Origin of the sequence: Bradyrhizobium sp. CCGB20, assembly GCF_024199855.1 — a bacterium.
Taxonomy (GTDB): Bacteria; Pseudomonadota; Alphaproteobacteria; order Rhizobiales; family Xanthobacteraceae; genus Bradyrhizobium.
The window spans coordinates 4,424,422-4,446,027 of sequence record NZ_JANADN010000001.1; the positions used below are offsets into that span (position 1 = coordinate 4,424,422).

Genomic DNA, 21,606 nt, shown 5'->3' on the forward strand with positions numbered 1-21,606 from the left:
TCCTTCGAGCCACTATGCCGGGGGGCTCCTTCGTGCTCACACCTTGGCCCTTTACCGGCAGCCGGCAGCAGCACGTCGATCAGTCGGCCCAGCCAAGATGTCCACTTTGGGCCAGAAGCAGACTCTATTCGACCAGCTCAATGTCGCCCGGCTTCCAAGTCTTGTCGAACCACGGTTCTAGCGGGCCATAGAGACGCAGGAGGATGTTCCAGCCCTTGCCCGGCCAAGTCTGGACCCAGTTTCCCTCTTGTCCAGCGGGCGCCTTGGGACCGAACCAAACCGTGTAGGAACCGTCCGCGTTAGCCTTCAGAGATTTGCTATTGCTATCGAGACCTGCAGTTTTCTGATCGGTCTCCAGCATCGACCGGGTCTGATTATCGTAGACGACAAAAGACCAGAAGTTATTGATGGGGATTGGATTCGGTAGCGTCACCTTATAGGTCTTGCTGCCATCGAAGTAGCGATCCTTTGAGTCGCGAAATGCGCCGGCGTAGGCCGAGCCGCTGCCGGGCTTGGCATCTGCCATCGCAGGTGTGATGCCGGTGGCGTAGTAGAAGAACAACGTCCGCGCATCTAGCATTCGTTCGGCACCGTCCAGGAATTGATAGCTGCCGCCGATGAAGCCATTCGTCCATTGACGGTCGGGATAAACTTTCGACCGTGGGTCACGTGATGCCCAATCGATCGCCCGCGCTGTCGCGTTGCCCACCGCAACCGCATCAGTAAGGATAGCCCGCATCCGGGCATCAGGCGCAAACGGCTTGCCCTTCTTGATTCCGATTGCAGCAAAGAGCCCGACCGTCTCCGGTTCGACAAAATCGGCGGGCTCGTTCTGTATCACGGCATCGAGTTCTTCATAGAAATGGAAGGTGTTTGCGCCGATCGTGTTGAACTGCAGCCCCGACGTATTGAGGAACGTTGAAGCGGGCGGGTTCGCCGCCGCGGACAGCGGATACAGGCGTGCATTCGCCTTAACGCTGCGAACTGCGGCTGGGATGTCACCATTCTCCACGAATGCGCGGAAAAAGATGAGGTTGAGATTGGTGCGAGACTTGGCGACGAAGTAGCCGTCGGACGAGACGCTGCCGCCGTAGCCCGGAGGAACGAATAGGTACTTACCGCCCTTGCCTTGGTCAGGTCCGGTAAGACCGATGTCCGTCACCCAGCGAAAATAGGCATCATCCACCGGCCCCAGCACCTTGGGTGGCACCTGCACGACCATCGGTCCATCTTTTAGATCAATGCAGGTGAAAACGTAGACAACAGTCGAGTTCGGGGTCAGAAATAAGGAACGTGCATCCATCAGGTCTTCAGTGATCCCGAAGTCATGATTTCTCTTTACGCCCGCCTTATCGATCCCCTCGCACACCGCGTAGACTGAGTCGGCCGGAATTCCCTGGAGGAACGCCTCGATGCCGCGCCCGAAGTCGAGTTGGTCATAGACCTTCTGCACGGTTTCCGGATCAGGCGCACCATCCTTGAACCTCAGGGTGCCGATCCTGGTCTGCACCGTATCCGGTGTCGTGATTTCCGGTGGAACATTGGCGGAGTACTTCGGGGGGGCGCTTTGCGCAAAAGCCGCTCCAGCGAAAAGCATCCCGCAAAATGTCATCACGGAGATGGTCGGCTTCTGGATCATGGGTTTCATGAGGACATTCCGTTTGTCGGCAACTTCGATGCAGAGAAAGGGGACATCCGGCAGAGAAAATAGAAGCGACGCGCTGCCCTTATTGATTTAGGTCAACGCAGGTCAGCTGCGGGGCACTTCCAGACATCGCAGAAGCAACCGCCAAGATCGGCTTTGGTCGACAGCGGACATGAAGCCTAGCGGCCTTTGCAATCCAAGACTCTCCGTCTCAATGCGCTCTCGGATCGCCGGAACAATCTGCGGAGCCCGTTTGGCACGATCAAGTTGGATGGGGGGAAGCGATTGCGCTTGGTACAGCCGTAATTGGCGATCTTGGTACTGTTTTATGCCAGGCGCGAACGCATCTATTCGCTGACAGCGACCGGGGCAATCCCGATCCATCGGGCTTGGTGGAGCCCCGTCGATGCAGACAGCGCGGATCGCGCGCCCGCGCTCCCCACCAAAGAGACAAATGACCGAGGAGACAATTCCCATGAAGGCGATCGTTGTAACGGACCAGGCCGCGGGAACGGCCGGGATGAAGTTGGTGGACCGGCCCGTGCCGCAGGCCGCGATAAACGACGTTGTGGTTCAGGTTCACGCGTCGGGATTTATCCCGACTGAGCTGACGTGGCCCTCGACCTGGACCGATCGCCTCGATCGTGATCGAACACCGTCGATCCCGGGGCACGATCTGGCCGGAGTGGTCACCGCTCTCGGATATGGCACGACGGGGCTCTCGGTGGGACAGCGCGTGTTCGGCCTCGCGGACTGGTATCGCGACGGCTCGCTGGCCGAATACGTGGCGATCGAGGCACGCAACCTCGCGCCGCTGCCGGGCGACGTCGACTTCACGGTGGGGGCGAGCCTGCCGATTTCGGGCCTGACCGCATGGCAAGGGCTGTTCCAGCACGGCCGCCTCCAGGCGGGGCAGCGCGTCCTGGCACACGGCGCGGCCGGCGCAGTCGGGTCGATGGTGACGCAACTCGCGCGAGAGGCCGGCGCCTATGTCATTGGCACGGGACGCGCCGCCGACCGGCAAACGGTGCTCGACTTCGGCGCGAAGGAGTTCGTCGACCTCGACAGAGATGCGCTGAAAGACGTCGGCAAGGTCGATCTGGTGTTCGATGTCATCGGCGGGGAGATCCAGAAGCGGTCCGCAGAACTTATTCGAGCCGGAGGAACACTGGTGACCATCGTCGGGCCGGCCGAGGCGAGGCCCTCGGACGGCCGGGCGGTCGACTTCGTCGTCGAGTCCGATCGTGCCCAACTGAGTGAGATCGCCCAGCGGGTGCGGGACGGACGACTGCGGACGAACATCGGCAACGTCTCGACCCTCGATGAGGCCGTCGCCGCCCTAAATCCGACCGGGCGACGCAAGGGGAATACGATCATTCGCGTTCGTCCGTGAGCGACGCAAGCATTGATGCACGCGGTCGGCCGGGCGTTGAGATGTCCGAAACGGGCCAAGAGCCGGCGCCTGGCGGGTGGCAGCGTCTGTCCGCCACGGCGATGGCGGACGTCACGCCTTGCGGCTCGGACGGCGTGCATCGGCCCGGATGCGGAGAGCAGGCTGGCGGGCCGAGCAGGTCAGGGGGCGAAGCGGGCTTCGGAACGTTGGGTCGAATTGACCCGACGCGGGGTAAATCCGGGTCCCGCCGGGCTTCCCCTCGCGGCCCGCATGGCCTATGACGCTGCAACGCAAAAATCCCCCAAAAAGACCCCATGATCCGCCTCGACAACGTCAGCAAGCAAGCCGGCCACCAGATCCTGTTCATCGAAGCCTCCGCGGCCCTCAACAAGGGCGAAAAGATCGGGCTCGTTGGCCCGAATGGCGCCGGAAAAACCACACTGTTCCGGATGATCGCCGGTGAGGAACTGCCCGACGAAGGCCAGGTCTCGACCGATCGCGGCATCACCATCGGCTATTTCAACCAGGACGTCGGCGAGATGAGCGGCCGCAGCGCCGCGGCCGAGGTGATGAATGGTGCGGGTCCCGTCAGCGAAGTCGCGGCCGAGCTGCGCGAGCTCGAGGCTGCGATGGCCGATCCTGACAAGGCCGACCAGATGGACGAGATCATCGCGCGCTACGGCGAGGTGCAGCACGCGTTCGAAGAGCTCGACGGCTATGCGCTCGACGGCCGCGCGCGCGAAGCGCTGTCCGGTCTCGGCTTCAGCCAGGAGATGATGGACGGCGACGTCGGAAAACTCTCCGGCGGCTGGAAGATGCGCGTGGCGCTGGCCCGCATCCTCCTGATGCGTCCCGATGTCATGCTGCTCGACGAGCCGAGCAACCATCTCGATCTCGAAAGCCTGATCTGGCTGGAGAAGTTTTTGCACGACTACGAAGGCACGCTGCTGATGACCTCGCACGACCGCGAGTTCATCAACCGCGTGATCTCCAAGGTGATCGAGATCGATAGTGGCTCGCTCACCACCTATACCGGCGACTACGAGTTCTACGAGCAGCAGCGCGCGCAGAACGTGAAGCAGCAGCAGGCGCAGTTCGAGCGCCAGCAGGCCATGCTCGCCAAGGAGATCAAGTTCATCGAGCGTTTCAAGGCACGCGCCTCGCATGCCGCCCAGGTGCAGAGCCGGGTCAAGAAGCTCGACAAGATTGAGCGCGTCGAGCCGCCGCGCCGCCGCCAGACCGTCGCGTTCGACTTCCCGCCGGCACCGCGTTCGGGCGAGGACGTCGTCGCCTTGAAGAACGTCCACAAGGGCTATGGCAGCAAGCGCATCTATGACGGCCTCGATTTCATGATCCGCCGTCGGGAGCGCTGGTGCGTGATGGGCGTCAACGGCGCCGGCAAGTCGACCCTGCTCAAGCTCATCGCCGGTGCAAGCGAGCCGGACGAGGGCACGGTGTCGGTCGGCGGCAGCGTCAAGATGGGCTATTTCGCGCAGCACGCGATGGATTTGCTCGACGGCGAGCGCACCGTGTTCCAGTCGCTGGAAGACCAGTTTCCGACCGCGGGGCAGGGCTCCTTGCGCGCGCTCGCCGGCTGCTTCGGCTTCTCCGGCGACGACGTCGAGAAGCGCTGCCGCGTGCTGTCGGGCGGCGAGAAGGCGCGCCTCGTGATGGCCAAGATGCTGTTCGATCCGCCGAACTTCCTGGTGCTGGACGAGCCGACCAACCATCTCGATCTCGCCACCAAGGAGATGCTGATCACGGCGCTGGCGGATTTCGAGGGCACCATGCTGTTCGTCTCGCATGACCGCCACTTCCTGGCGACGCTGTCGAACCGCGTGCTGGAGTTGACGCCGGAAGGCATCCACCAGTTCGGCGGCGGCTATACGGAGTACGTCGCGCGCACGGGACAGGAAGCGCCGGGGTTGCGGAGCTAATTGTTGTTCTTGCCCGCGATCGTGGCGATGGCCTCGATTTCGTTGGTCCAGATCCCGCCGGAATAGCCTCGCGGGAGCCGGGCCAGCAAATCCGGCGTATCGATGCCGGTCGAGAATTCGCCGCCACTGTAAGGGCCGAGCACGAACACCGCGCTGTTGGCGCCGTCCATACGATTCAGGAAGCGATCGGGCCAGCCCCATAGCCAAGGTGCGACGTTGACCGGCAGGAGCACCATCGCATTTCGGCAGGCCGACGGCACGAAGCCGGTCCAGCCGTAGCCGATATAGCCGATCAGGCAGCTCCGGATCGCCGCGCGCGAGATCGTGCGAACGTCCGGGGTGAGGCGGCGGATCATGTCGATGGGCTCGTCGCCGCCATAGACCATGATCGTGCGGCGCCGCTCGGCCGGCAGCGCGTTCAGCACGGCGGCAAGTTTCTCGCCTTCGCTTGGATCCCGGCTCTTCACGTTGATGAGGAGCTTCTTGTCAGGGAAGGCGGCGAACACCTCCGACAATGTCGGCATCATCCCGATCCCCTTACCGCGAAACGGGAAGGTCTTGCCGCCGTCGGTTGTGTAGCCGTAGCCGATGTCGAGCAATCTCAGCTTCGCCATGCTCTGCGCGCGCGTAACGCCCTGGCCGTCGGTGCGGCAATCGAGCGTCCAGTCGTGGAATACGGCGAACTCGCCGTCGGTGGTCGGGTGCACATCGAGCTCGACCACGTCGGCGCCGGCGTCGAAGCTCGCGCGCATCGAGCGCAGGGTGTTTTCGAGATGATCATGGACCGGCGGCAGCATCCGCGTCGCGGTGCAGGTGTCGTTCTTCACGTCGCGCTCGTCGAAGCGCTGGGCCATGCCGCGATGGGCGAGCAGCACCGGCTTGCCGTCGCGATGCGGTGCCAGAAGGCTGGTGTTGTTGAGATAGATGCCCGCTGCGACGACAAGGAGGGCTGCCGCCGCGTATTTCAATTTCCGGCCCACGGATGATTCCCATTTCCACGATCACCCTCAGTGGTGTTTGAGGTTGATTTGCGGCGGCCGCCGCGCATGGGCGTCGTCCGCGCTGTGCGCCTTGAACGCTCCCGTGCCGGCCGCTACGCTTTCCTCAAAAAGGGAGCGAACAACCATGAAGCAACTTCGGATCGGCGACATCACCATCGACGCGGTGATCGAGCGGGAAGGGCCGTGGCGGCGGCCGCAGGATTTTTTCCCCGCTTATGACGAGGGCGTGTTCGCGCGCCATCTGCCGACGATGGAGCCGGAGGTGTTCGATGCCGCGCGCGGCATGATGGTGATCACCTACCAGACTTTTGTGGTGCGCACGCCGCGCTACACGATCCTCGTGGATACCTGCACCGGCGAGGACAAGGGCCATCCGCCGCCGTTCGATTTTCCCGGCAAGGAGCGCTGGCGCAACGAGCTGTTCGCGCTCGGCATCGGCTTCGAGCAGGTCGACTATGTCTTCTGCACGCATCTGCACATCGATCACACCGGCTGGAACACGACCTTGCGCGACGGCCGCTGGGTGCCGACGTTCCCGAACGCGAAATACGTCTTCCACAAGGGCGAATACGCGGCCTGGGAAGCCGAGCACGCCAAGGGCAACAATCCGCCGGGGACCGTGTTTCGCGACAATTGCCTGCCGATCGTCGAGGCCGGGCAGGCGCTCTTGGTCGACGATGATTACGCGCTCGATGACACGGTCACGCTGACGCCGACGCCGGGGCACTCGCCCTGTCATTGCTGTGTGAACATCTTTTCGAAGGGCCAGCGTGCGGTGGTCGCGGGCGATCTCATGCATCACCAGATCCAGTGCCGCGAGCCGGACTGGTCGGCGAAGCCGGATTGGGATCCGAAGCAATCGGCGGTCTCGCGGCGAAAGTTCTTCGCCTCCGTTGCGGATACCGACACGCTGATCCTGCCGATCCATTTCCCGGCGCCGACGGTCGGGCTGATCAAGCCGCTGGATGGGGCGTTCGACTACCGGTTCAAGCGGGAGTGAAGCTCTGCGTTCACCTCGCCCCGCAAGGGCGGGGCGAGGGCGTAGAGGCGCATCGTGCCCGCGCCTTACGCGCTGACCTCGCATTTCTTCATGAAGCTGTTCTTGGCGGCACCGGCGAGCGGCTTGCCGTCGGCGCTGACGGCCTTCGGCGTGCAGGCGTCCGCCTTGCACTTCTTCATGAACGAGGTCTTGGCGGCGCCGGCCAGCGGCTTGCCGTCCTTGCCGACCGCCTTGCTCTCGCAGGTATCGTCCGCGAAGGCCGAGCCGGCTGCAAAGGTGGCAACGATCGCAGCCAGGAAAATCCGCTTCATCATGGGTGTCTCCTAAAGCCAAAAAGATGGCGGGTGGGATTGGAGCCGGGAATCGTGGCGCAATCAAGCAGGATGAGCCCGTCATCCGGTCCCCTGTTGCGAATTTCGACCACCGGCGAGGAGGTCGCGGCGTGTTGCGCTGCGCGCTGACCCGGCCGGGCAACCCTGCTAGCTTCGGCCGCGTTGAACTGGAGGGAGCATCGTGATGGACGCCGTGATTCCGAAAGTGCCGGACGCCGCCGGTCAGCATTCTCACCTGGTCCGGCCTCAAGACATGGAATGGCAGAAGACGCGGTTTCCGGGCTGCGAGGCCAAGACGCTGCTGTTCGATCGCAGCAGCGGTCTGATGACCGCCTTGATGCGGTTTGCGCCGGGATCGGTGCTGCCCGATCATGAACATGTCGGCATCGAGCAGAGCTACGTCATCGAAGGCGCGCTCGTCGACAAGGAGGGACCAGCCAAGGGGATCGCCTGCAAGGGCGGCGAATTCATCTGGCGCGAGGCGGGCAGCCGCCATGCCGCCTGGTGTCCGGAGGGGGCCTTGATCCTGGCGATCTTCCAGGTGCCGAACAAGTTCTTCGAAGCCGACGGCCGCGTCGTCGATGCCGCCGGTCAGGACTGGGACGAAACCTGGGGGCACACCGGCGCGCAACGGGCGCGGGGCACCTAGGTCTCATACGCCCCGCGCGAGCAGCGCCTTGAAATCAGCACGTGCGCGCTGCGCTTCGGCCCGCGCCACCTCGGAGGCGTCGCCAAGGCCGAAATAGCCGTGGATCAGGCCGGGGCCTTCGTGGCGCTTCACGGCGACCCCGGCGGCCTCCAGCGCCTGTGCATAGGCCGCGCCTTCGTCGCGCAGGGGATCGAACCAGGCGGTGGTCACGACCGCGGGCGCAAGGCCTGCGAGCGAGTTGGCGCGCAGCGGCGAGACGCGCCAGTTGGCGGCGTCGCTGGGGTCGGCGAGATAGTGGCCGCAAAACCATTCCATCGTGGCACGCGTGAGGAAATAGCCCTCGGCATTCTCAGCGCGCGAGGGAAAGCGTGCGTTCTCGCGCGCATCCGCATAGCTGCCGACGATCTCGGTCACGGGATAGACCAGCAATTGCGCAGCGAGCTTGATGCCGGCATCGCGGCAGGCGATCGCGGTGGTCGCCGCGAGATTGCCGCCGGCGCTGTCGCCGGCAACGCCGAGGCGCTTTGGATCGCCGCCAAATTCCGCGACGCGGTTGAAGATGTCGCTTGTAGCAGCGAACGCGTCCTCGAAGGCGCCGGGAAAACGCGTTTCCGGCGGGCGTCGATAGTCGACGGAGACGACGACCGCGCCGGTTTCGATCGCGAGATTGCGCGCCTGCCGGTCGTGGGTCTCGAGATCGCCCGCGACCCAGCCGCCGCCGTGAAAGAAGACCACGGTTGGCGCCGGCGCGGAGCCGATCCGATAAACACGGGCGTCGAGCGGGCCGGCGCCGCCTTTCACCTTGATATCCTGCACCGTATCGACCGGGGGCGGCGCCACGGCTGCGCGCGCGGCAGCCAGTGCGCGCAAGGAATCACGGGCGCTCTGTGGCGTCATCGTGGTGGGATCGCGCAGCGGCAGCAGCGGAATGATCTGGGCGATGACGGGATCGAGCGGCGCGGGCATTTCTGAGTCCTCACAGGGTTCTTGGTCTTGCTTGGCCGGTAGCATAGATTTCGCGCGCCGCATCGGCAACCGGCGACGTGTTGCATTTGTAGCGTGTTGGAATTGTAATGCCGGCGAATGAACGGGCAGGGAGGCCAAAGAGGTGGAATTCGAAACGCTGGTCCAGTCGCGCCGCAGCGTGCGCGGTTTCAAGCAGCAGCCGGTGCCGCGTGCGGTGATCGAGGCGATCATCGAGAGCGCCAAGCGCGCGCCGTCGTCGATGAACACCCAGCCCTGGCATGTCCACGTGCTCACAGGCAACCCGCTCGAAGAAGTGCGCCGCCGCAACATGGAAGAGATGGTTGGCGGCGCCAAGGTCAAGCGCGACATCATCAGCCATGGCGAATACCAGGGCATCCATCGCACCCGGCAGGTCGACATTGCCAAGAAGCTGTTCGGCGCGATGGGGATCGCGCGCGACGACAAGCCGATGCGGCAGGACTGGGTGCTGCGTGGCTTCCGCCAGTTCGATGCGCCGGTCTCGCTGGTGCTGACCTATGACCGCGTGCTCGATCCCGGCGCAGTCTGCCATTTCGATCTCGGCGCGCTCTGCTACGGCATCGTGCTCGCGGCCTGGGACCGCGGTCTCGGTTCTGTCATCAACGGGCAGGGCATCATGCGCTCCGACATCGTGCGCGAGGTCGCAAGGATTCCGGAAGACGAGGTCATCATGACATGTGTCGCGATGGGTTATCCCGACGACGGCTTTGCCGCGAACGCCGTCCGCTCCGATCGCGAGGGCAACGACGATTTCGTGCGTTATGTCGGCTTTGCTGACTGACGCGGCGTGCCGACTCTCGCGGCAGGGAGGAGATTATTCTCGTCGAAATTTTTGGTGTGAGCCGTGAGTGGCCTCTTGCAATCTCGATCGTGCGGGAGGAACAATATGCAGATTGAAAGGTTTGTTGCTGGCGCGAGGGAATTGACATGCGGCGGCTGGCTAGCCTGGTTCGACGGTTCTTCGGTCCGCGACTGCGGCACCCGATCGATGATGATCCGACGCTTCCCTTCACAGCCGACGAGCTCGGCAGATTGATCCGTAGCGGCAAACGCGAGGACATGAAGCTGCTTGCGGATGGACTGGCGTGCCGGTCCATTCCCCGCCGCGCCAGATATCGCGCGACCCACTAGATCGCGTTCAGGGCAAGGTGTTCGCGCTCAGCGCGTGAGCGCGACCTGCTTGAATGAGGCCACCAGCGCCTTTTCCAGCTTGCCGTTCATTCCGCAGAGAATGTTGTAAGCTTCCGCGCGCGGCATCGTCGGCTTGTAGTGCCGGTGCTCGATCAGTGCGGCGAAGATGTCGGAGATCGTGAGAAGGCGCACGATGTCGCCGATGCTCTCGCCGCAAAGCCCATCCGGATAGCCGCTGCCGTCGAGATATTCGTGATGATGCCGCACGGCGTCGAGGATCTCCGGCGAAATCTTGTCGTGACTCTTCAGAAATTCGTGGCCTGCTGCCGGATGGGTCTCGATCATGGCCCGTTCCTCGGCATCGAGGCGGCCCGGCTTGTCGAGAATGGCGAGCGGGATATGGGCCTTGCCGATGTCGTGGAACATGGCGGCCGTGTAGAGGCGCTCGAGATCGGCGCGCCCGACGCCGAGGCTGAGGCCGAAGTCGATGGCGACGCCGGTGACCAGCAGGCAATGCTGATAGGTGCCCTCGTGATGACGCCGCACCGTCCTCAGCCACTCCGACAGGCCATGCTGGGTGATGCGATCGGCGATCTGACGGCCGGCCTCCTTGGTGCCGTCGACATCGAGCGGCTGGCCGAGGGTGACGGCCGTGAACATCGATGCGATGGCGGTGGCCGCGGTCTCGACGGCGTTGTCCGGCTGCGCCTCTCCGCCTGACGACGCGGACGCGTCGTCGGCCGGATCGCTCAGCGCTGCCAGCAATTTGATCCGGTCGATCGTTCCGGGGAGGACCAGCGTCGCGCCCAGCGCATAGGCCTGCGAAATGCCGACGTGAGAGGTGTGCTCGAGCAGGAAGATCCGCTTCTTGGCCTTGGCGAGCTTGCCGGCCCGCTTCTTGATGGCCGCGATGTTGTCGACGTCGCGCAGCTCCGCGCGGATGACGACGGCGGACGGCACCTGCGCCAGCCTGGCATCGGCATCGAGCCGTTCGCCCGCAACGGTAAACTTCGCCTCGAGGATCGCGCGAACGCCCGACAGCTTGTCGGACGTGTCGGCCAGCACTTCCACGAGCGGGCGGGCCGCTTCCTGCTCCCGGACGCCGCCGTTACGATTGACAGGGCTTTGCATGGTTCGCGCGTTCTGCACGGTCTGGCCTGGATTGACTCGCTTGCGTTCAATGCGTGGGGGTGAATGTCCGGAATTACTTGCTCTGGGCGGCGTTCTCCGCCCCCTGTACCTTCGGCTTCTTCTTGCTGTCCGCGTTGATGAAATGAACGCCGGCCATGGTGCCGTCGATCCAGACCAGTTCGCAGCGCCGGTAGGCGAGCCCGGTCGAGGACAGCAGCATGAAGAACTCCTTGGCCTGGAGCACGTCGAGGGTGCCTTCGACCTCGATCTTGGCCCCGCTTTGCGAGACGTCGAGCAGGACGCAACTGCGTCGCCACGTACCGTCCGAACCCATCAGATTGATCGGCTGCTTGTGGTCCATTTTCACGCGCAGCGCCTTGCGACCGTCGAACTTCATCGGCTAACCCCCATTTTCGCGCCACGAGTTCCCGCATCGCTGGTGTTGGCGCCTGCTGCGATTTCCCCCCAGCGCACCGTCCATTGGCTGGTCGACAGAAGCAGTGTTTCGAAGATGTGTTGCGCGCGTTCGCGCTCGGCAAAGGAGAGCCGCGTGCCGCCGCGGTTGCTCAGGATCGCGAGCGTGGTTGCCCAGCTCAGCCGCGACGCCCGGCAGGCCATCACCAGGCCCTCGCAGTCGTCATCGGCCATGACATGCTCGACGATCTCGATCGGTGCGCCTGACAGCACCGACAGCGCCGTGAACAGGTTGGCGGTCTCGCCGCGGATCGCGAAGCGGTTCACCGAGGAATCGTTGAGCTTGCCGACACGGCTGAGCGCGACGATCTCCGGCCGCGCGCCGGCATAGTCGGCCGCGCAGGGCCGCTTTGGTGCGGCCCGTGGCGCAGGCGGACTGGCGGATGCGTTCGGCTTGGCCGGCGTCGTCTGGCCGGGAGAGGCGGACAGCAGCTTCCGCACGACCAGGTCGGGGGTGTCGGGCCGGAGCGCCAGCGCCTTCATGATCTCGCCGTCCTGGTCGGCCTTGGCGACCAGCGCGGCATAGGCCGCCTCGGAAAATCCGGTTCCGGGATTCCTGATCAGCGCGAGGCAGATCGGACCGCCGTGCTTGATCAGCGCCTCGGTCACGACCGGCTCGATGCTGTCGCGCGCGGCGATCGCGCGTTGATGCCGCGGGCCGCCGGAGGCCGCGACCGCCGCGAGATCGGTCGCGGAAAGTGCCGGTGATCTCTGCAGGACAGGACAGGCCACGTCCGGGTTGGCGTGTGAGGCGAGGCGCCGCAATGTCTCCGGCGGCGCCACCTTGAGTTCGGCAAGCGAGGTGCTGAGTTGAATCAGCGCATCGGCCTCGACCCGTTCCGTTAATCGCAGCAGAACGCCATCGACCACCCCCGACAGCAATTCCTGCGATCGGTCGCGGCTGCCAGTTAGCAACTGCACAATGCCGGAGAGGATGCGCGCGCAGCGGTCCAGCGGACACGTTGCGACCGCTTCCTCCAATTCACCCAGAATATCAGCAGGCGAATTTGCCATCATGGCAGGAGCCTGTACTCAAATAAATTTCGACTAACTAACGACGTACATTCCGCGCCAGATGCGTTAATTTGAAATTGAGACCTCGATGGCTCGGGTATTCTCGCACCGCCGACCGCACTGGAAACGCTATCGAAATTCGGCGAGGCTTGACGCGGCGGCTTGTCCTTTGATCGGGACCCCCGCCAACTGAATGGGACGAACCAGGATGATTCTTTCGGTCTAACGGGACAACCGAAAGGGGGAAACTCGTACCGGCATCGTCGCCGGACGCGCGTCGGTTGCGACGCGACGTTTCAGATTGCCATGAACAATATTGATGACGCGCCCGGATTGGCGCCCAAGGTATTTCGCTTCGCAGACGTCGATGAGTTCCGAAATGCCATACGAGGCCTGAATTTCGAGTTCACGCCTCTCGTACGGAGGATTTCGGCTGAGCAGACCATTCTCTCGCTGCCCGGTTGCGACATCAATTTCACGCGGGCGTTCCCCCGCGTTGTCGACGCGCAGCTCGTCGAGAATTGCACCGCCATCGGGTTCACGATGGACGACCTCAACGTGCCCATCCGCTTCAACGGCTCGCAGCGCGCCCGTCCGGTCGTCGTCATCGGCAGCGGCGGCGCGGCGTACACCACCATCGAGGAGGTGCAGCGGCAAATTGCCTCGGTGGTGTTCAGGCCGGAGGTGACGGATCGCGGATGGCCGCACACGATCTCGAGCTTCAAGATTTTTGAAACGACCGCCGCAAGCTTGAACCGGCTGCGGAGCATGGTTCGGGAGGTGATGGCTGCGGCGTCGGAACCGGTCGATGCAGCGGAGATGCCGTTGAAGGCGGCAGCCATCAAGGAGTCGCTGCTTGGCGCCGTCGACGACGCGTTCGAAAACGTCGTTCCCGCGCGATGGACCCTGCGTCCCAACGACGAGCGGAACTTCAGGATATTCCAGGACGTCCGCGCGCTTCTGTCCGACGACCTCTCGCAGCCGATCTACAGCGAGGAGATCGCGCGCAAGCTCGGCCTGTCCGTCCGCACCATGCATGATGTCATCCGCCGCTATCGCGGCATGAGCCTGCACCGGTACTTGCGCCTGCGCCGGTTGTGGCTGGTGCGCCGGCGGCTGCTCGCCGGCGCCGACAGCGTCAAGGCCGTCGCACTGGCGTTCGGCTTCTGGCATCTCAGCGACTTCTCCAGAAGCTATCGCGACCAATTTGGCGAGACACCGTCGCAAACGCTGGAGCGCGGCCGGGGCCGATAGCAAAGGGATGGGGTCGGCCCCTCGTTTTGTGCTAGCCTGCCGGCCATGAGCAATCGCATCCTCGTCCTCTACGGTTCCTACCGTTCCGACCGCATGGGCGTCCGCCTTGCGAACTTCGTCATCGATGGCCTGCGCAAGCGTGGTGATGACGTCGAGTTCATCGACGCCAAGGCCATCGGCCTGCCGATGCTCGATCGCATGTACAAGGAATATCCCGAGGGGTCGGCACCCGAGGCGCTGGAGAAGCTGGCGGGCCAGATCCGCGGTGCCGACGGTTTTGTCTTCGTCACCGGCGAATACAATTGGGGCATTCAGCCCGGCCTGAAGAACCTCACCGATCACTTCCTGGAAGAATGGTTCTGGCGTCCGGCCGCGATCGTGAGCTATTCCGCCGGCCGACTGTCCGGCGCCCGCGCCTCGACCGCCTGGCACGGCACGCTGTCCGAGATGGGCATGGTGGTGGTGTCGAGCACCATCGGCGTCGGCCCGATCGCGCAGACGCTGTCGGCCGAGAGCGAGCCGATCGGCGAGGGCGGCAAGGCACTGGAGCGCGCGTTCCCGCGCTTTGCCGACGATCTCACTTGGTGGATCGAGGCCGCCAAGGCGCAGCGGGCGCGCAAGGCGCCGCCTTATTAAGCCGGGCTACGGGACCGTCCTCGCGGTAACGGGTCTTACGCTGCCCTGACCTCGCCGAGGAAGCGGTCGAACTGGCCGGCGAGGTCGCGCGACTGCGTCGAGAGCTGCGCGGCGGCGCCCAGCACTTCCCGTGCGGCCGCACCGGTGTCGTCGGCGGCGCGCTGCACGCCTGATATGTTGGAGTTGACCTCCTGGGTGCCGCGGGCGGCTTCCTGGACGCTGCGGGCGATCTCCTTGGTGGCGGAGCCCTGTTCCTCGATCGCCGCGGCAATCGCGGTGCCGATCTGGTCGATCTCGCCGATGACGTCGGCGACGTTGCGGATCGCGGCCACGGTCTCGTCGCTGGCGGACTGGATCGCGGTGATCTGCTCGGAGATCTCGGTGGTGGCCTTGGCGGTCTGGCCGGCCAGCGACTTCACTTCGGAGGCGACGACCGCAAAGCCGCGGCCGGCGTCGCCGGCGCGGGCGGCCTCGATGGTCGCGTTCAGCGCCAGCAAATTGGTCTGCTCGGCGATGCTCTGGATCAGCGTGACGACGTCGCCGATCTTCTGGGCGCCCTCGGCAAGCGCGCGCGCGGTGTCGCCGGTGCGGCGGGCGTTGTCGACGGCGCGGGCCGCGATCTCGGTCGATTGTGCGACCTGACGGCCGATCTCGGAGATCGAAGAGGTCAACTCTTCGGTGGCGCTGGCGACCGTCTGAACGTTGGTCGAGGTCTGCTGCGAGGCGGCGGCGACGACCGCGGCCTGGCTGTTGGTCTGGGCCGCCGTCGAGGTCATCGACTGCGCCGTGCTTTCCATGGTGGACGAAGCACGGGACAGGCCGCCGACCAGTTCGGTGACCTTGGCCTCGAAGGCGCGGGTGAGCCCGTCGAGCGCCTGGGCGCGGCGCATCTTGCCGTCGTTCTCGGCCTGCTTCTCGGCCGCGAGCCGGTCGGCGCGGATCATGTTGTCCTTGAACACCTGGACGGCCGCGGCCATCGCGCCGATCTCGTCGGAGCGCTCGGCGCCGGGGATCTCTTCCGCAACGTCGCCGTCGGCAAGCCGCGACATGCGGCTGGTCAGGTTGACGATCGGGGCACAGACGCGGCGGCGGACCACGGCGATGAGGCCGGCGCTGGCGATCAGCACAGCGAGCAGGCCGACGAGGGCGATGGTGAAGCTGGTGCGCGCGGCTGCCGACGCGCCGGCGAGGATCTGCTCGGCATTGTCGTAGAAGGCATCGCGAACATCGATGATGGTGCTGAGGCCGCGCTGCGTGGCGGTGTAGTAGGTGTCCACGTCGTGTTCGTACTTGCCGGTGACCGCACCTTCCTTCACCAGCTTGAGCTCGCGGCCGAACTCCTCGATATAGATCGAGTTGAACTTCTCCAGTGCGGCGGCGACGTTCGCCGGAGTTGCGGGATTGCCGCGCAGCTCCAGCAGCGACATCACGATCTGATCGTTGCGCCCCTGCGAGCGACTGATATCGGCCTTTTCGGTGTCGGTCGCCGGTTTCTTGCCGCCGACGAGATTCTTGTGCAGGCTGGAGTTGAAGCCGCCGACGTCGCGCAATGTCATCGCGATGTTGGCGTAGCTGGCCTGCCGGTAGGCGTCGCCGTTGAGGATCGCCATGCGGCGGACCTGCTCGTTGAGCAGTGCGGTCACGCCGCCGTTGAGCACGGCGTTGTCGGCGACGATCTTCTTGGCCGCGTCCTTGCGCGCCTCCGCCGGTCCCGCCATCGCCTTGTCGATGGCCTCACGCAGCGCGGTGAACTTCGCGTTGATGCCGTCGATGTTGCTGCCGATGGTGTTGCCGTCGTCGAACGGACCCGGCAGCTCCTTGCGCAGCGCATTCATCTTGTCGCGCGCGCCGTCGGTCTGCTTGCGCAGCTTGCCATGCTCGGAAAGCTGCACCGGATCGAAGGTCGCCGGACCGTAAAGGATGTTGGTGGCGAAGCCGCGCTCGGGGTTGAGATAGCGCGGGATGTCGCTGACGGCGCGGACGATGGCGAGCCGGCCCTGCGCCTCGGCGATCTTGTCCATGGTCTGGTATTTCGTCACGGCGACGTAGACGGCAAGGCCGCCGCCGACGGTCGAGAGCGAAACGATGGCGCTAGTCAGGAGCGTACCGATTTTCATGATTTATCCGGCAATTGGCGCGGGGAGAGAAAATTATTCTGCGCAACGATAGGTAGCCGGTGTTAATCAGGAGTTTACGCTGCCGTCCGCTATGCCCCGCCTGCATGCGTCCATTCGTCTAAGCGTAGGTCGCGGTCACGGTTCCCAGCGCACCGTAATCCGCGACGTAAGTCTCGCCCGCCTTCGGCCGCAGCATGCCGGTGAGCGTGCCCGTGCTGATGGTCTGCCCGGCCTTGAGGCCGATGCCGGTCCGTGACAGCTCGTTGGCGAGCCAGGCGAGCGGCACCAGCGGATGATCGATCGCTTCTGCAGCGCTGCCACGACGTCGCTCGGCGCCGTCGCAATTGAGAACGACGTCCTGATTCGCGATGTCGCGGCTACGCCAATCGGCGATGGGCTCACCAAGCACGATCGTTCCGGACCCGGAGCCATCGGCCATGATCGCAGGCATCGGCGGAAACGCGGCGTCGTGCACGAAGCGGCATTCGGCGAGCTCGATGCCGGGATGCAGCGAGGCGACGGCATCGCCGACCTCGTCCACCGTATAGGGCTTCGCGCGGGGCGGCAGGTCGGCGCCGAGTCGTGCCTGGTACTCGACCTCCGGAATCGGGCTGCACTGCTTGGCGTGCTCGACGCTTGCGGGCGACGCCTTCATCAGGGGCGCGAACACCCGCCCATAGATCGGCGAAGAGATGCGAAGCTGGCGCTGGAGCCCGGACTTCATGCCGGCGATCTTCCAGCCGACGACGTCCCAACCCAGTTCCTCTTCCACCATCTGCGCGATGCGGTACGCCGTGTCGGCATCCGGCGGCACCAGCCGTTCATCGAGGCCGCTTTGTTGCCGGCCCTCGCGGCGCAGATTGGCGAGATGACGGGCGAGCTCGCGCTGTCGGGACTGATCCATCGGTGCGTCTCCATTCTACCTGGTGGTGCGGGCGAGGGCGGTGGACAGGATCGTCTCCAGCTCCTCCTGAACCTGGTCGAGCGCGGCTGCGCTGCGGCTCGCGCGGCACAGCGCGACCGTGCCTTCGATCGAGGCGACGACGAGTGTTGCAAGCCGCTCCGCCCGTTCCGCGGCGAGCCCTTCGCGCAGCAAGGCCGTGCGCATGATCTGCTGCCAATCGGCGAACACGCCGTCGGCGAGGTCGAGCAGATGCTGCTGCGCCGTCTCGTCGTCCTTGTCGGAGGCCTCGCCAACATAGCGGTCGACGGCGACCGCGAGCACCGGACAGCCGGCCTCGAAGCCGGTCGCCTCCAGCCGGCGGCGCCAGGATGCGACGAATGCGCTGAGGCCGCCGATCACGCCGCGTTCGGTCATGGCCTTCTCCAGGGGAATGGACACCTGCTTGCCGGCAAAGGTCACGGCCTCGGCGATCAACTGCCGCTTGCCGTCCGGGAAGTGGTGGCTGATCGAACCGCGCGGCGTCGCCGTATGGCGGACAACGTCGCGCATGCTGGTGGCGTTGACGCCGCGCCGGCTCATCAGGTCGGCGGCGCCGGCAATCATCTTGTCACGTGTGGTGGTGGTCATCGGAAGTTCCGCGGTTGGCTCTCTCATCTAGACTATGACGATTGACATAGGCAAGTGAAGCTGAAATATGACGATTGTCATATTCGTGGAAAAGGACGTCACCTTGACCATCATCACCGTGACCGCGCCTGCCGGCCGGCTCAGCCTGGCGCAGCGCCGCCGTCTCGCGGAAAGCCTGACCGACGCGGTGCTCGAGCCCGAGGTCGGCCAGCATGCGCCGGCGGCGCGAATGGGCTTTCAGGTGCATTTCCACGACCTGCCGCCCGACTGCATGGCGATCGGCGGCCGGCTGTTGTCCGACCAGGACACGCCGCGCGATATCATCACCGTCAACATCGCGGTGATGAACGCGGCCTGGCCTGCCGGGGTGCGGGCCGAGGTGATCCGCAACGTGCTGGCGCGGCTTGCGGAGGCCTGCGGCATGCAGGCGCCTGCGCCGACCTGGTGGGTCAATTTCGAGATCATCGACGAAGGAAGCTGGGGATCGCGCGGCGGCGTGCTCTCGATCCTCCAGCTTCTGGACTCCGGTGTGTTCACGCCCGCGCGGATCGAGGCGATTCGCGCGGCGATTCAGCCGCCGGCCTGATTTGCGGCCAACATCAAGCGATCAATCGGGAGAGAAACGAATGAGCGAAGGTCAGATCCGCACCGAGGTGCACGTCCATGTCTTGAAGATCGTCATCGACAACGCCGCAAAGAAGAACGCGTTCACTCCGGTGATGATGGAGCAATTGTCCGATGCGCTGACCGAACTGCACGACAACGAGGCTTACCGCGTCGGCGTGATCTGCGCCGAGGGCAACGATTTCACCGCCGGGCTCGATATGCCGAAGTTCTTCGGGCCGACCGCCGAGAAGCGCAACATCAAGGAGGGCAATGTCGATCCGTTCGGGCTGACCAAGCGTTGCCGCAAGCCGGTTATCACCGCCGTGCAGGGCATCGTGTTCACGATCGGAATCGAGCTGATGCTGGCCGGCGACATCGTGGTGGCTGCCGCGGATTCGCGCTTCTGCCAGATGGAGTCCAAGCGTGGCATCGCGCCGCTGGGCGGTGCACATTTCCGCTTTCTCTCGCGCGCCGGCTGGGGCGATGCGATGTACCATTTGTTCCTGTGTGACGAGTTTTCAGCCGAGCGGGCCCACGCGATCGGCCTCGTGCAGGAGGTCGTGCCGCCGGGAGAGCAGGGCGAACGGGCGATGGCGCTCGCCGCGATCATCGCGCGCAATGCGCCGCTCGGCATCCAGGTGACGAAGGAAGCGGCTGCGAAATACATCGAAGGCGGTGAGGCGGCGGCGATCGCTTACATTCCGAAGATCCGCGACCGCGTGCTCGGCAGCGCCGATGCGAAGGAAGGCATTCAGTCCTTCATCGAGCGTCGCGCGGCCGTCTTCGAGGGGCGCTGATCCCAAGCGCTACGCCGGCCGATCGAGCTTCGACAGTATCTCCAGCGTGGCCCCGTCGCGCTCGCCGGCGAAATACCGGGCGAGCGCCTCGCCGAAAACGGGCTCGTCGGACACGGCGCCGAACAGCGTCATCGACGAACGGAATTTGGCGTCGTCGGGTGCGCCGAGGATCGCGTTGATGGTCCGCCCTTCGACCGCGAGCACGAGGCGGGTGCATTCGATCAGGCGCGAGCCGAGGACAGGATGGGCGAGGTAAGCCTCGGCCTCGGCGCGGGAGGCGATGGCGTAGCGCTGCGACATGGCGCTGAGGCCGAGGCCTTCGATTTGCGGGAAGACGAACCACATCCAGTGGCTTTGCTTGCGGCCGCGGGCCAGCTCCCCCTGGACGGCGCGAAAAACCGGGTCCTGGGCCCGGATAAAGCGCTCTAGATCGAAAGGATCGGTCATGGGATACCCTGGGCTGCCTTGCCGGCCGCGATTATGCCTAACTTTTAGCTCCCAATGTGGTAGCTGGTATAGAGTCTCCGGGCGGGGGTTGGGCCCCCCGGGGGTCGATTTGGGGATCTGATGGTTTCCGACCGCGCACGCGCCGAGAGGCTGTTGTCGCGCCGCCGTATTGGGCGAGCGGAGACGATACTGCTGTCTTTGGCCGCCGTCGCGCTGGCATTGGGGGCTGCTGCCTGGGTGGCGGACATGGGTGATTCGACCCCGCTGGTCACCGCCGCATTGCCGCCGGCCAACACCCCGTCCTTCGAAGACCGTTTCGCTTCGGCATCCAGCAACCCGCCCACCCGCGAACTCGGCCTGCGCACGATGGAGCGTTCGGCCGTGAGTGCCGTCCAGCTCAAGCTGCGCGACGCCAAGGCGATGCTGGCCCAGAAGCTCCAGGGCGACGAGTGGCGCTCGACCCTGACCGATGATGACCGGCACGTGGTTGACGAGACCAGGCCCACCACCCAGCGCGCCGACGCCGTTCCGATGCCGCGCTCGCGCCCGACGCAGGCGGACCTCTCCGCCCAGATCGCGTCCAGCCAGGCTTATGCCGAGACCAATCCGAGGGTCGACAACCGCAACTTCTTCGAGAAGTTCACCGACAAGATCAAACTGGCCTCGCTGACGCCCGACAGCGGCCTGTTCGCCGCCAAGGCACCCGATCTTGCCGCGCTCGGCTACGATTCACGCACGGCGGTCTACGACATCAAGGCCAAGGCCCTATACCTGCCGAGCGGCGTCGCGCTGGAAGCCCATTCGGGCATGGGTGCGCTGATGGACGATCCGGATCATGTCGACCAGCGCATGGTCGGCGCGACCCCGCCCGCCACCTACGACCTGAAGCCGCGCGAAAAACTGTTCCACGGCATCCGCGCGCTGCGCCTGACGCCCACCGATGGCACCAGTGCGCTGGGCCGCGTCGGCCTTCTCACCCACAGCTACATGCTCGGACCGCGCGGCGATTCCAACGGCTGCGTCTCGATCAAGGATTATGATCGTTTCCTCAAGGCCTGGGACAATGGCGAGTTCAATCGCCTCGTCGTCGTGCCGAGCCTGAGCGGATCGGCGATTGCCGCGCAACGCGCGAGCACCGACTCCTGATACTCGATATCCGAGGTTTGCCTGCTGCGGCGGGGCTGCCGTTTTCCCTTCGTTAAGCCGTCATCGTCCAGAAGCAGCCCATGAGTGATCCCCAGAGTTCCGAGACCCCGCTGCGTACCACGTTCAAGATCAAGTTGAATGGCGACACGCTGGCGATTGCGACGGTCGGCCAGGCCTATCAATTCCTCACCAACTTCAAATCGGTCGAGTGGATGGAATTCCGCTCGCTGCATGAAGACGCGGTCGCGGCGCTCGAAGGCGCTGCCGACAACGGCATGCTTGCGGTGCAGGCGACCAACGCCGTGCGCGCGCTGTTCGTCAGTGCCAAGCTGCTCTGAGCAGTCCCGCGCTTCGTATCCC

General features: G+C 64.7%; 22 protein-coding genes. 11 read left to right on the plus strand and 11 right to left on the minus strand.

The features are described from left to right. Positions 1-124 precede the first annotated feature (124 nt). Complete coding sequence (locus NLM15_RS20365; protein WP_254118834.1) at positions 125-1,648, minus strand: DUF1254 domain-containing protein; 1,524 nt, start codon at positions 1,646-1,648, stop codon at positions 125-127. A 472-nt stretch (positions 1,649-2,120) separates the two neighbouring features. Here NLM15_RS20365 and NLM15_RS20370 point away from each other — a divergent pair, with 472 nt between their 5' ends. Together NLM15_RS20370 and NLM15_RS20375 are read left to right on the plus strand one after the other, a co-directional pair. Further along, on the plus strand, positions 2,121-3,038 hold the full coding sequence (locus NLM15_RS20370) for an NADP-dependent oxidoreductase (protein ID WP_254118835.1): 918 nt from the start codon (positions 2,121-2,123) through the stop codon (positions 3,036-3,038). 314 nt (positions 3,039-3,352) lie between these two features. Beyond that, entirely contained in the window at positions 3,353-4,975 is a 1,623-nt protein-coding gene (locus NLM15_RS20375; RefSeq protein WP_254118836.1) for an ABC-F family ATP-binding cassette domain-containing protein, read from the plus strand. Here the strand turns inward: NLM15_RS20375 and NLM15_RS20380 are convergent. Next, positions 4,972-5,955: a glycerophosphodiester phosphodiesterase family protein gene (locus tag NLM15_RS20380; RefSeq protein ID WP_254118837.1), complete on the minus strand. Its 984-nt coding sequence runs from the start codon at positions 5,953-5,955 to the stop codon at positions 4,972-4,974. The two genes, NLM15_RS20375 and NLM15_RS20380, sit on opposite strands and share 4 nt — an antisense overlap. A 145-nt stretch (positions 5,956-6,100) precedes the next feature. Between NLM15_RS20380 and NLM15_RS20385 the strand changes: the two genes are divergently transcribed. Further along, positions 6,101-6,976, plus strand: a complete 876-nt coding sequence (locus NLM15_RS20385) for an MBL fold metallo-hydrolase (RefSeq protein WP_254118838.1) — start codon at positions 6,101-6,103, stop codon at positions 6,974-6,976. A 65-nt stretch (positions 6,977-7,041) separates the two neighbouring features. Here the strand turns inward: NLM15_RS20385 and NLM15_RS20390 are convergent, their stop codons facing one another. After that, the gene (locus NLM15_RS20390) at positions 7,042-7,290 is read right to left on the minus strand and encodes a hypothetical protein (RefSeq protein WP_008133377.1); all 249 of its coding nucleotides are present in this window, start codon (positions 7,288-7,290) and stop codon (positions 7,042-7,044) included. Positions 7,291-7,492: 202 nt separating this feature from the next. Between NLM15_RS20390 and NLM15_RS20395 the strand changes: the two genes are divergently transcribed. Then, the gene (locus NLM15_RS20395) at positions 7,493-7,957 is read left to right on the plus strand and encodes a cupin domain-containing protein (protein ID WP_254118839.1); all 465 of its coding nucleotides are present in this window, start codon (positions 7,493-7,495) and stop codon (positions 7,955-7,957) included. 3 nt (positions 7,958-7,960) lie between these two features. Here NLM15_RS20395 and NLM15_RS20400 read toward each other — a convergent pair whose 3' ends face one another. Further along, positions 7,961-8,923 (minus strand): alpha/beta hydrolase, encoded by a 963-nt coding sequence (locus NLM15_RS20400; RefSeq protein ID WP_254118840.1) that lies wholly within the window; start codon positions 8,921-8,923, stop codon positions 7,961-7,963. 142 nt (positions 8,924-9,065) lie between these two features. Here NLM15_RS20400 and NLM15_RS20405 point away from each other — a divergent pair, with 142 nt between their 5' ends. Next, positions 9,066-9,743, plus strand: coding sequence for a nitroreductase family protein (locus NLM15_RS20405; protein ID WP_254118841.1), 678 nt, complete (start codon positions 9,066-9,068; stop codon positions 9,741-9,743). A gap of 377 nt (positions 9,744-10,120) precedes the next feature. Here the strand turns inward: NLM15_RS20405 and NLM15_RS20410 are convergent, their stop codons facing one another. Genes NLM15_RS20410 through NLM15_RS20420 form a run of 3 tightly spaced genes read right to left on the minus strand, consistent with a single transcriptional unit; the run spans position 10,121 to position 12,715 of the window. Continuing rightward, positions 10,121-11,242, minus strand: coding sequence for an HD-GYP domain-containing protein (locus tag NLM15_RS20410; protein WP_254118842.1), 1,122 nt, complete (start codon positions 11,240-11,242; stop codon positions 10,121-10,123). A gap of 55 nt (positions 11,243-11,297) precedes the next feature. Continuing rightward, entirely contained in the window at positions 11,298-11,621 is a 324-nt protein-coding gene (locus NLM15_RS20415) for a PilZ domain-containing protein (protein WP_254118843.1), read from the minus strand. Continuing rightward, positions 11,618-12,715 carry a DUF2336 domain-containing protein gene (locus NLM15_RS20420; RefSeq protein WP_254118844.1) on the minus strand — a complete coding sequence of 366 codons (1,098 nt, stop codon included), beginning with the start codon at positions 12,713-12,715 and terminating at the stop codon, positions 11,618-11,620. Before NLM15_RS20420 ends, NLM15_RS20415 begins: the two co-directional genes overlap by 4 nt. A 303-nt stretch (positions 12,716-13,018) precedes the next feature. Here NLM15_RS20420 and NLM15_RS20425 point away from each other — a divergent pair, with 303 nt between their 5' ends. Both NLM15_RS20425 and NLM15_RS20430 read left to right on the plus strand, forming a co-directional pair. After that, positions 13,019-13,966: an AraC family transcriptional regulator gene (locus NLM15_RS20425; RefSeq protein WP_254118845.1), complete on the plus strand. Its 948-nt coding sequence runs from the start codon at positions 13,019-13,021 to the stop codon at positions 13,964-13,966. A gap of 45 nt (positions 13,967-14,011) precedes the next feature. Then, complete coding sequence (locus NLM15_RS20430) at positions 14,012-14,602, plus strand: NADPH-dependent FMN reductase (protein ID WP_254118846.1); 591 nt, start codon at positions 14,012-14,014, stop codon at positions 14,600-14,602. 35 nt (positions 14,603-14,637) lie between these two features. Here the strand turns inward: NLM15_RS20430 and NLM15_RS20435 are convergent, their stop codons facing one another. From NLM15_RS20435 to NLM15_RS20445, 3 genes are all read right to left on the minus strand, one after another. Continuing rightward, positions 14,638-16,719 (minus strand): methyl-accepting chemotaxis protein, encoded by a 2,082-nt coding sequence (locus tag NLM15_RS20435; protein WP_254118847.1) that lies wholly within the window; start codon positions 16,717-16,719, stop codon positions 14,638-14,640. A gap of 118 nt (positions 16,720-16,837) precedes the next feature. Then, a complete protein-coding gene (locus tag NLM15_RS20440) occupies positions 16,838-17,623 on the minus strand; it encodes a 2-keto-4-pentenoate hydratase (RefSeq protein ID WP_254118848.1) in 786 nt (261 codons plus the stop codon). A gap of 15 nt (positions 17,624-17,638) precedes the next feature. After that, positions 17,639-18,250 (minus strand): TetR/AcrR family transcriptional regulator, encoded by a 612-nt coding sequence (locus NLM15_RS20445; RefSeq protein WP_254118849.1) that lies wholly within the window; start codon positions 18,248-18,250, stop codon positions 17,639-17,641. A 67-nt stretch (positions 18,251-18,317) separates the two neighbouring features. Here NLM15_RS20445 and NLM15_RS20450 point away from each other — a divergent pair, with 67 nt between their 5' ends. Next, positions 18,318-18,836, plus strand: a complete 519-nt coding sequence (locus tag NLM15_RS20450; protein WP_254118850.1) for a tautomerase enzyme — start codon at positions 18,318-18,320, stop codon at positions 18,834-18,836. 40 nt (positions 18,837-18,876) lie between these two features. Next, entirely contained in the window at positions 18,877-19,653 is a 777-nt protein-coding gene (locus NLM15_RS20455) for a crotonase/enoyl-CoA hydratase family protein (RefSeq protein ID WP_254118851.1), read from the plus strand. 9 nt (positions 19,654-19,662) lie between these two features. Here the strand turns inward: NLM15_RS20455 and NLM15_RS20460 are convergent, their stop codons facing one another. Beyond that, positions 19,663-20,100: a DUF1810 domain-containing protein gene (locus tag NLM15_RS20460; protein WP_254118852.1), complete on the minus strand. Its 438-nt coding sequence runs from the start codon at positions 20,098-20,100 to the stop codon at positions 19,663-19,665. Positions 20,101-20,289: 189 nt separating this feature from the next. Here NLM15_RS20460 and NLM15_RS20465 point away from each other — a divergent pair, with 189 nt between their 5' ends. Both NLM15_RS20465 and NLM15_RS20470 read left to right on the plus strand, forming a co-directional pair. After that, positions 20,290-21,246: a DUF2778 domain-containing protein gene (locus tag NLM15_RS20465; protein WP_254124303.1), complete on the plus strand. Its 957-nt coding sequence runs from the start codon at positions 20,290-20,292 to the stop codon at positions 21,244-21,246. An 80-nt stretch (positions 21,247-21,326) separates the two neighbouring features. Further along, positions 21,327-21,584, plus strand: coding sequence for a hypothetical protein (locus tag NLM15_RS20470; RefSeq protein ID WP_254118853.1), 258 nt, complete (start codon positions 21,327-21,329; stop codon positions 21,582-21,584). Positions 21,585-21,606: the final 22 nt, after the last annotated feature.

Bases quoted from the DNA above. Each gene is read 5' to 3' on its own strand.
- NLM15_RS20435 (WP_254118847.1), bottom strand. From the start codon at position 16,719: ATGAAAATCGGTACGCTCCTGACTAGCGCCATCGTTTCGCTCTCGACC.
- NLM15_RS20375 (WP_254118836.1), top strand. From the start codon at position 3,353: ATGATCCGCCTCGACAACGTCAGCAAGCAAGCCGGCCACCAGATCCTG.
- NLM15_RS20385 (WP_254118838.1), top strand. From the start codon at position 6,101: ATGAAGCAACTTCGGATCGGCGACATCACCATCGACGCGGTGATCGAG.
- NLM15_RS20430 (WP_254118846.1), top strand. From the start codon at position 14,012: ATGAGCAATCGCATCCTCGTCCTCTACGGTTCCTACCGTTCCGACCGC.
- NLM15_RS20370 (WP_254118835.1), top strand. From the start codon at position 2,121: ATGAAGGCGATCGTTGTAACGGACCAGGCCGCGGGAACGGCCGGGATG.
- NLM15_RS20420 (WP_254118844.1), bottom strand. From the start codon at position 12,715: ATGATGGCAAATTCGCCTGCTGATATTCTGGGTGAATTGGAGGAAGCG.
- NLM15_RS20425 (WP_254118845.1), top strand. From the start codon at position 13,019: ATGAACAATATTGATGACGCGCCCGGATTGGCGCCCAAGGTATTTCGC.
- NLM15_RS20460 (WP_254118852.1), bottom strand. From the start codon at position 20,100: ATGACCGATCCTTTCGATCTAGAGCGCTTTATCCGGGCCCAGGACCCG.
- NLM15_RS20455 (WP_254118851.1), top strand. From the start codon at position 18,877: ATGAGCGAAGGTCAGATCCGCACCGAGGTGCACGTCCATGTCTTGAAG.
- NLM15_RS20415 (WP_254118843.1), bottom strand. From the start codon at position 11,621: ATGAAGTTCGACGGTCGCAAGGCGCTGCGCGTGAAAATGGACCACAAG.
- NLM15_RS20470 (WP_254118853.1), top strand. From the start codon at position 21,327: ATGAGTGATCCCCAGAGTTCCGAGACCCCGCTGCGTACCACGTTCAAG.
- NLM15_RS20365 (WP_254118834.1), bottom strand. From the start codon at position 1,648: ATGAAACCCATGATCCAGAAGCCGACCATCTCCGTGATGACATTTTGC.
- NLM15_RS20395 (WP_254118839.1), top strand. From the start codon at position 7,493: ATGGACGCCGTGATTCCGAAAGTGCCGGACGCCGCCGGTCAGCATTCT.
- NLM15_RS20390 (WP_008133377.1), bottom strand. From the start codon at position 7,290: ATGATGAAGCGGATTTTCCTGGCTGCGATCGTTGCCACCTTTGCAGCC.
- NLM15_RS20450 (WP_254118850.1), top strand. From the start codon at position 18,318: ATGACGATTGTCATATTCGTGGAAAAGGACGTCACCTTGACCATCATC.
- NLM15_RS20440 (WP_254118848.1), bottom strand. From the start codon at position 17,623: ATGGATCAGTCCCGACAGCGCGAGCTCGCCCGTCATCTCGCCAATCTG.
- NLM15_RS20400 (WP_254118840.1), bottom strand. From the start codon at position 8,923: ATGCCCGCGCCGCTCGATCCCGTCATCGCCCAGATCATTCCGCTGCTG.
- NLM15_RS20445 (WP_254118849.1), bottom strand. From the start codon at position 18,250: ATGACCACCACCACACGTGACAAGATGATTGCCGGCGCCGCCGACCTG.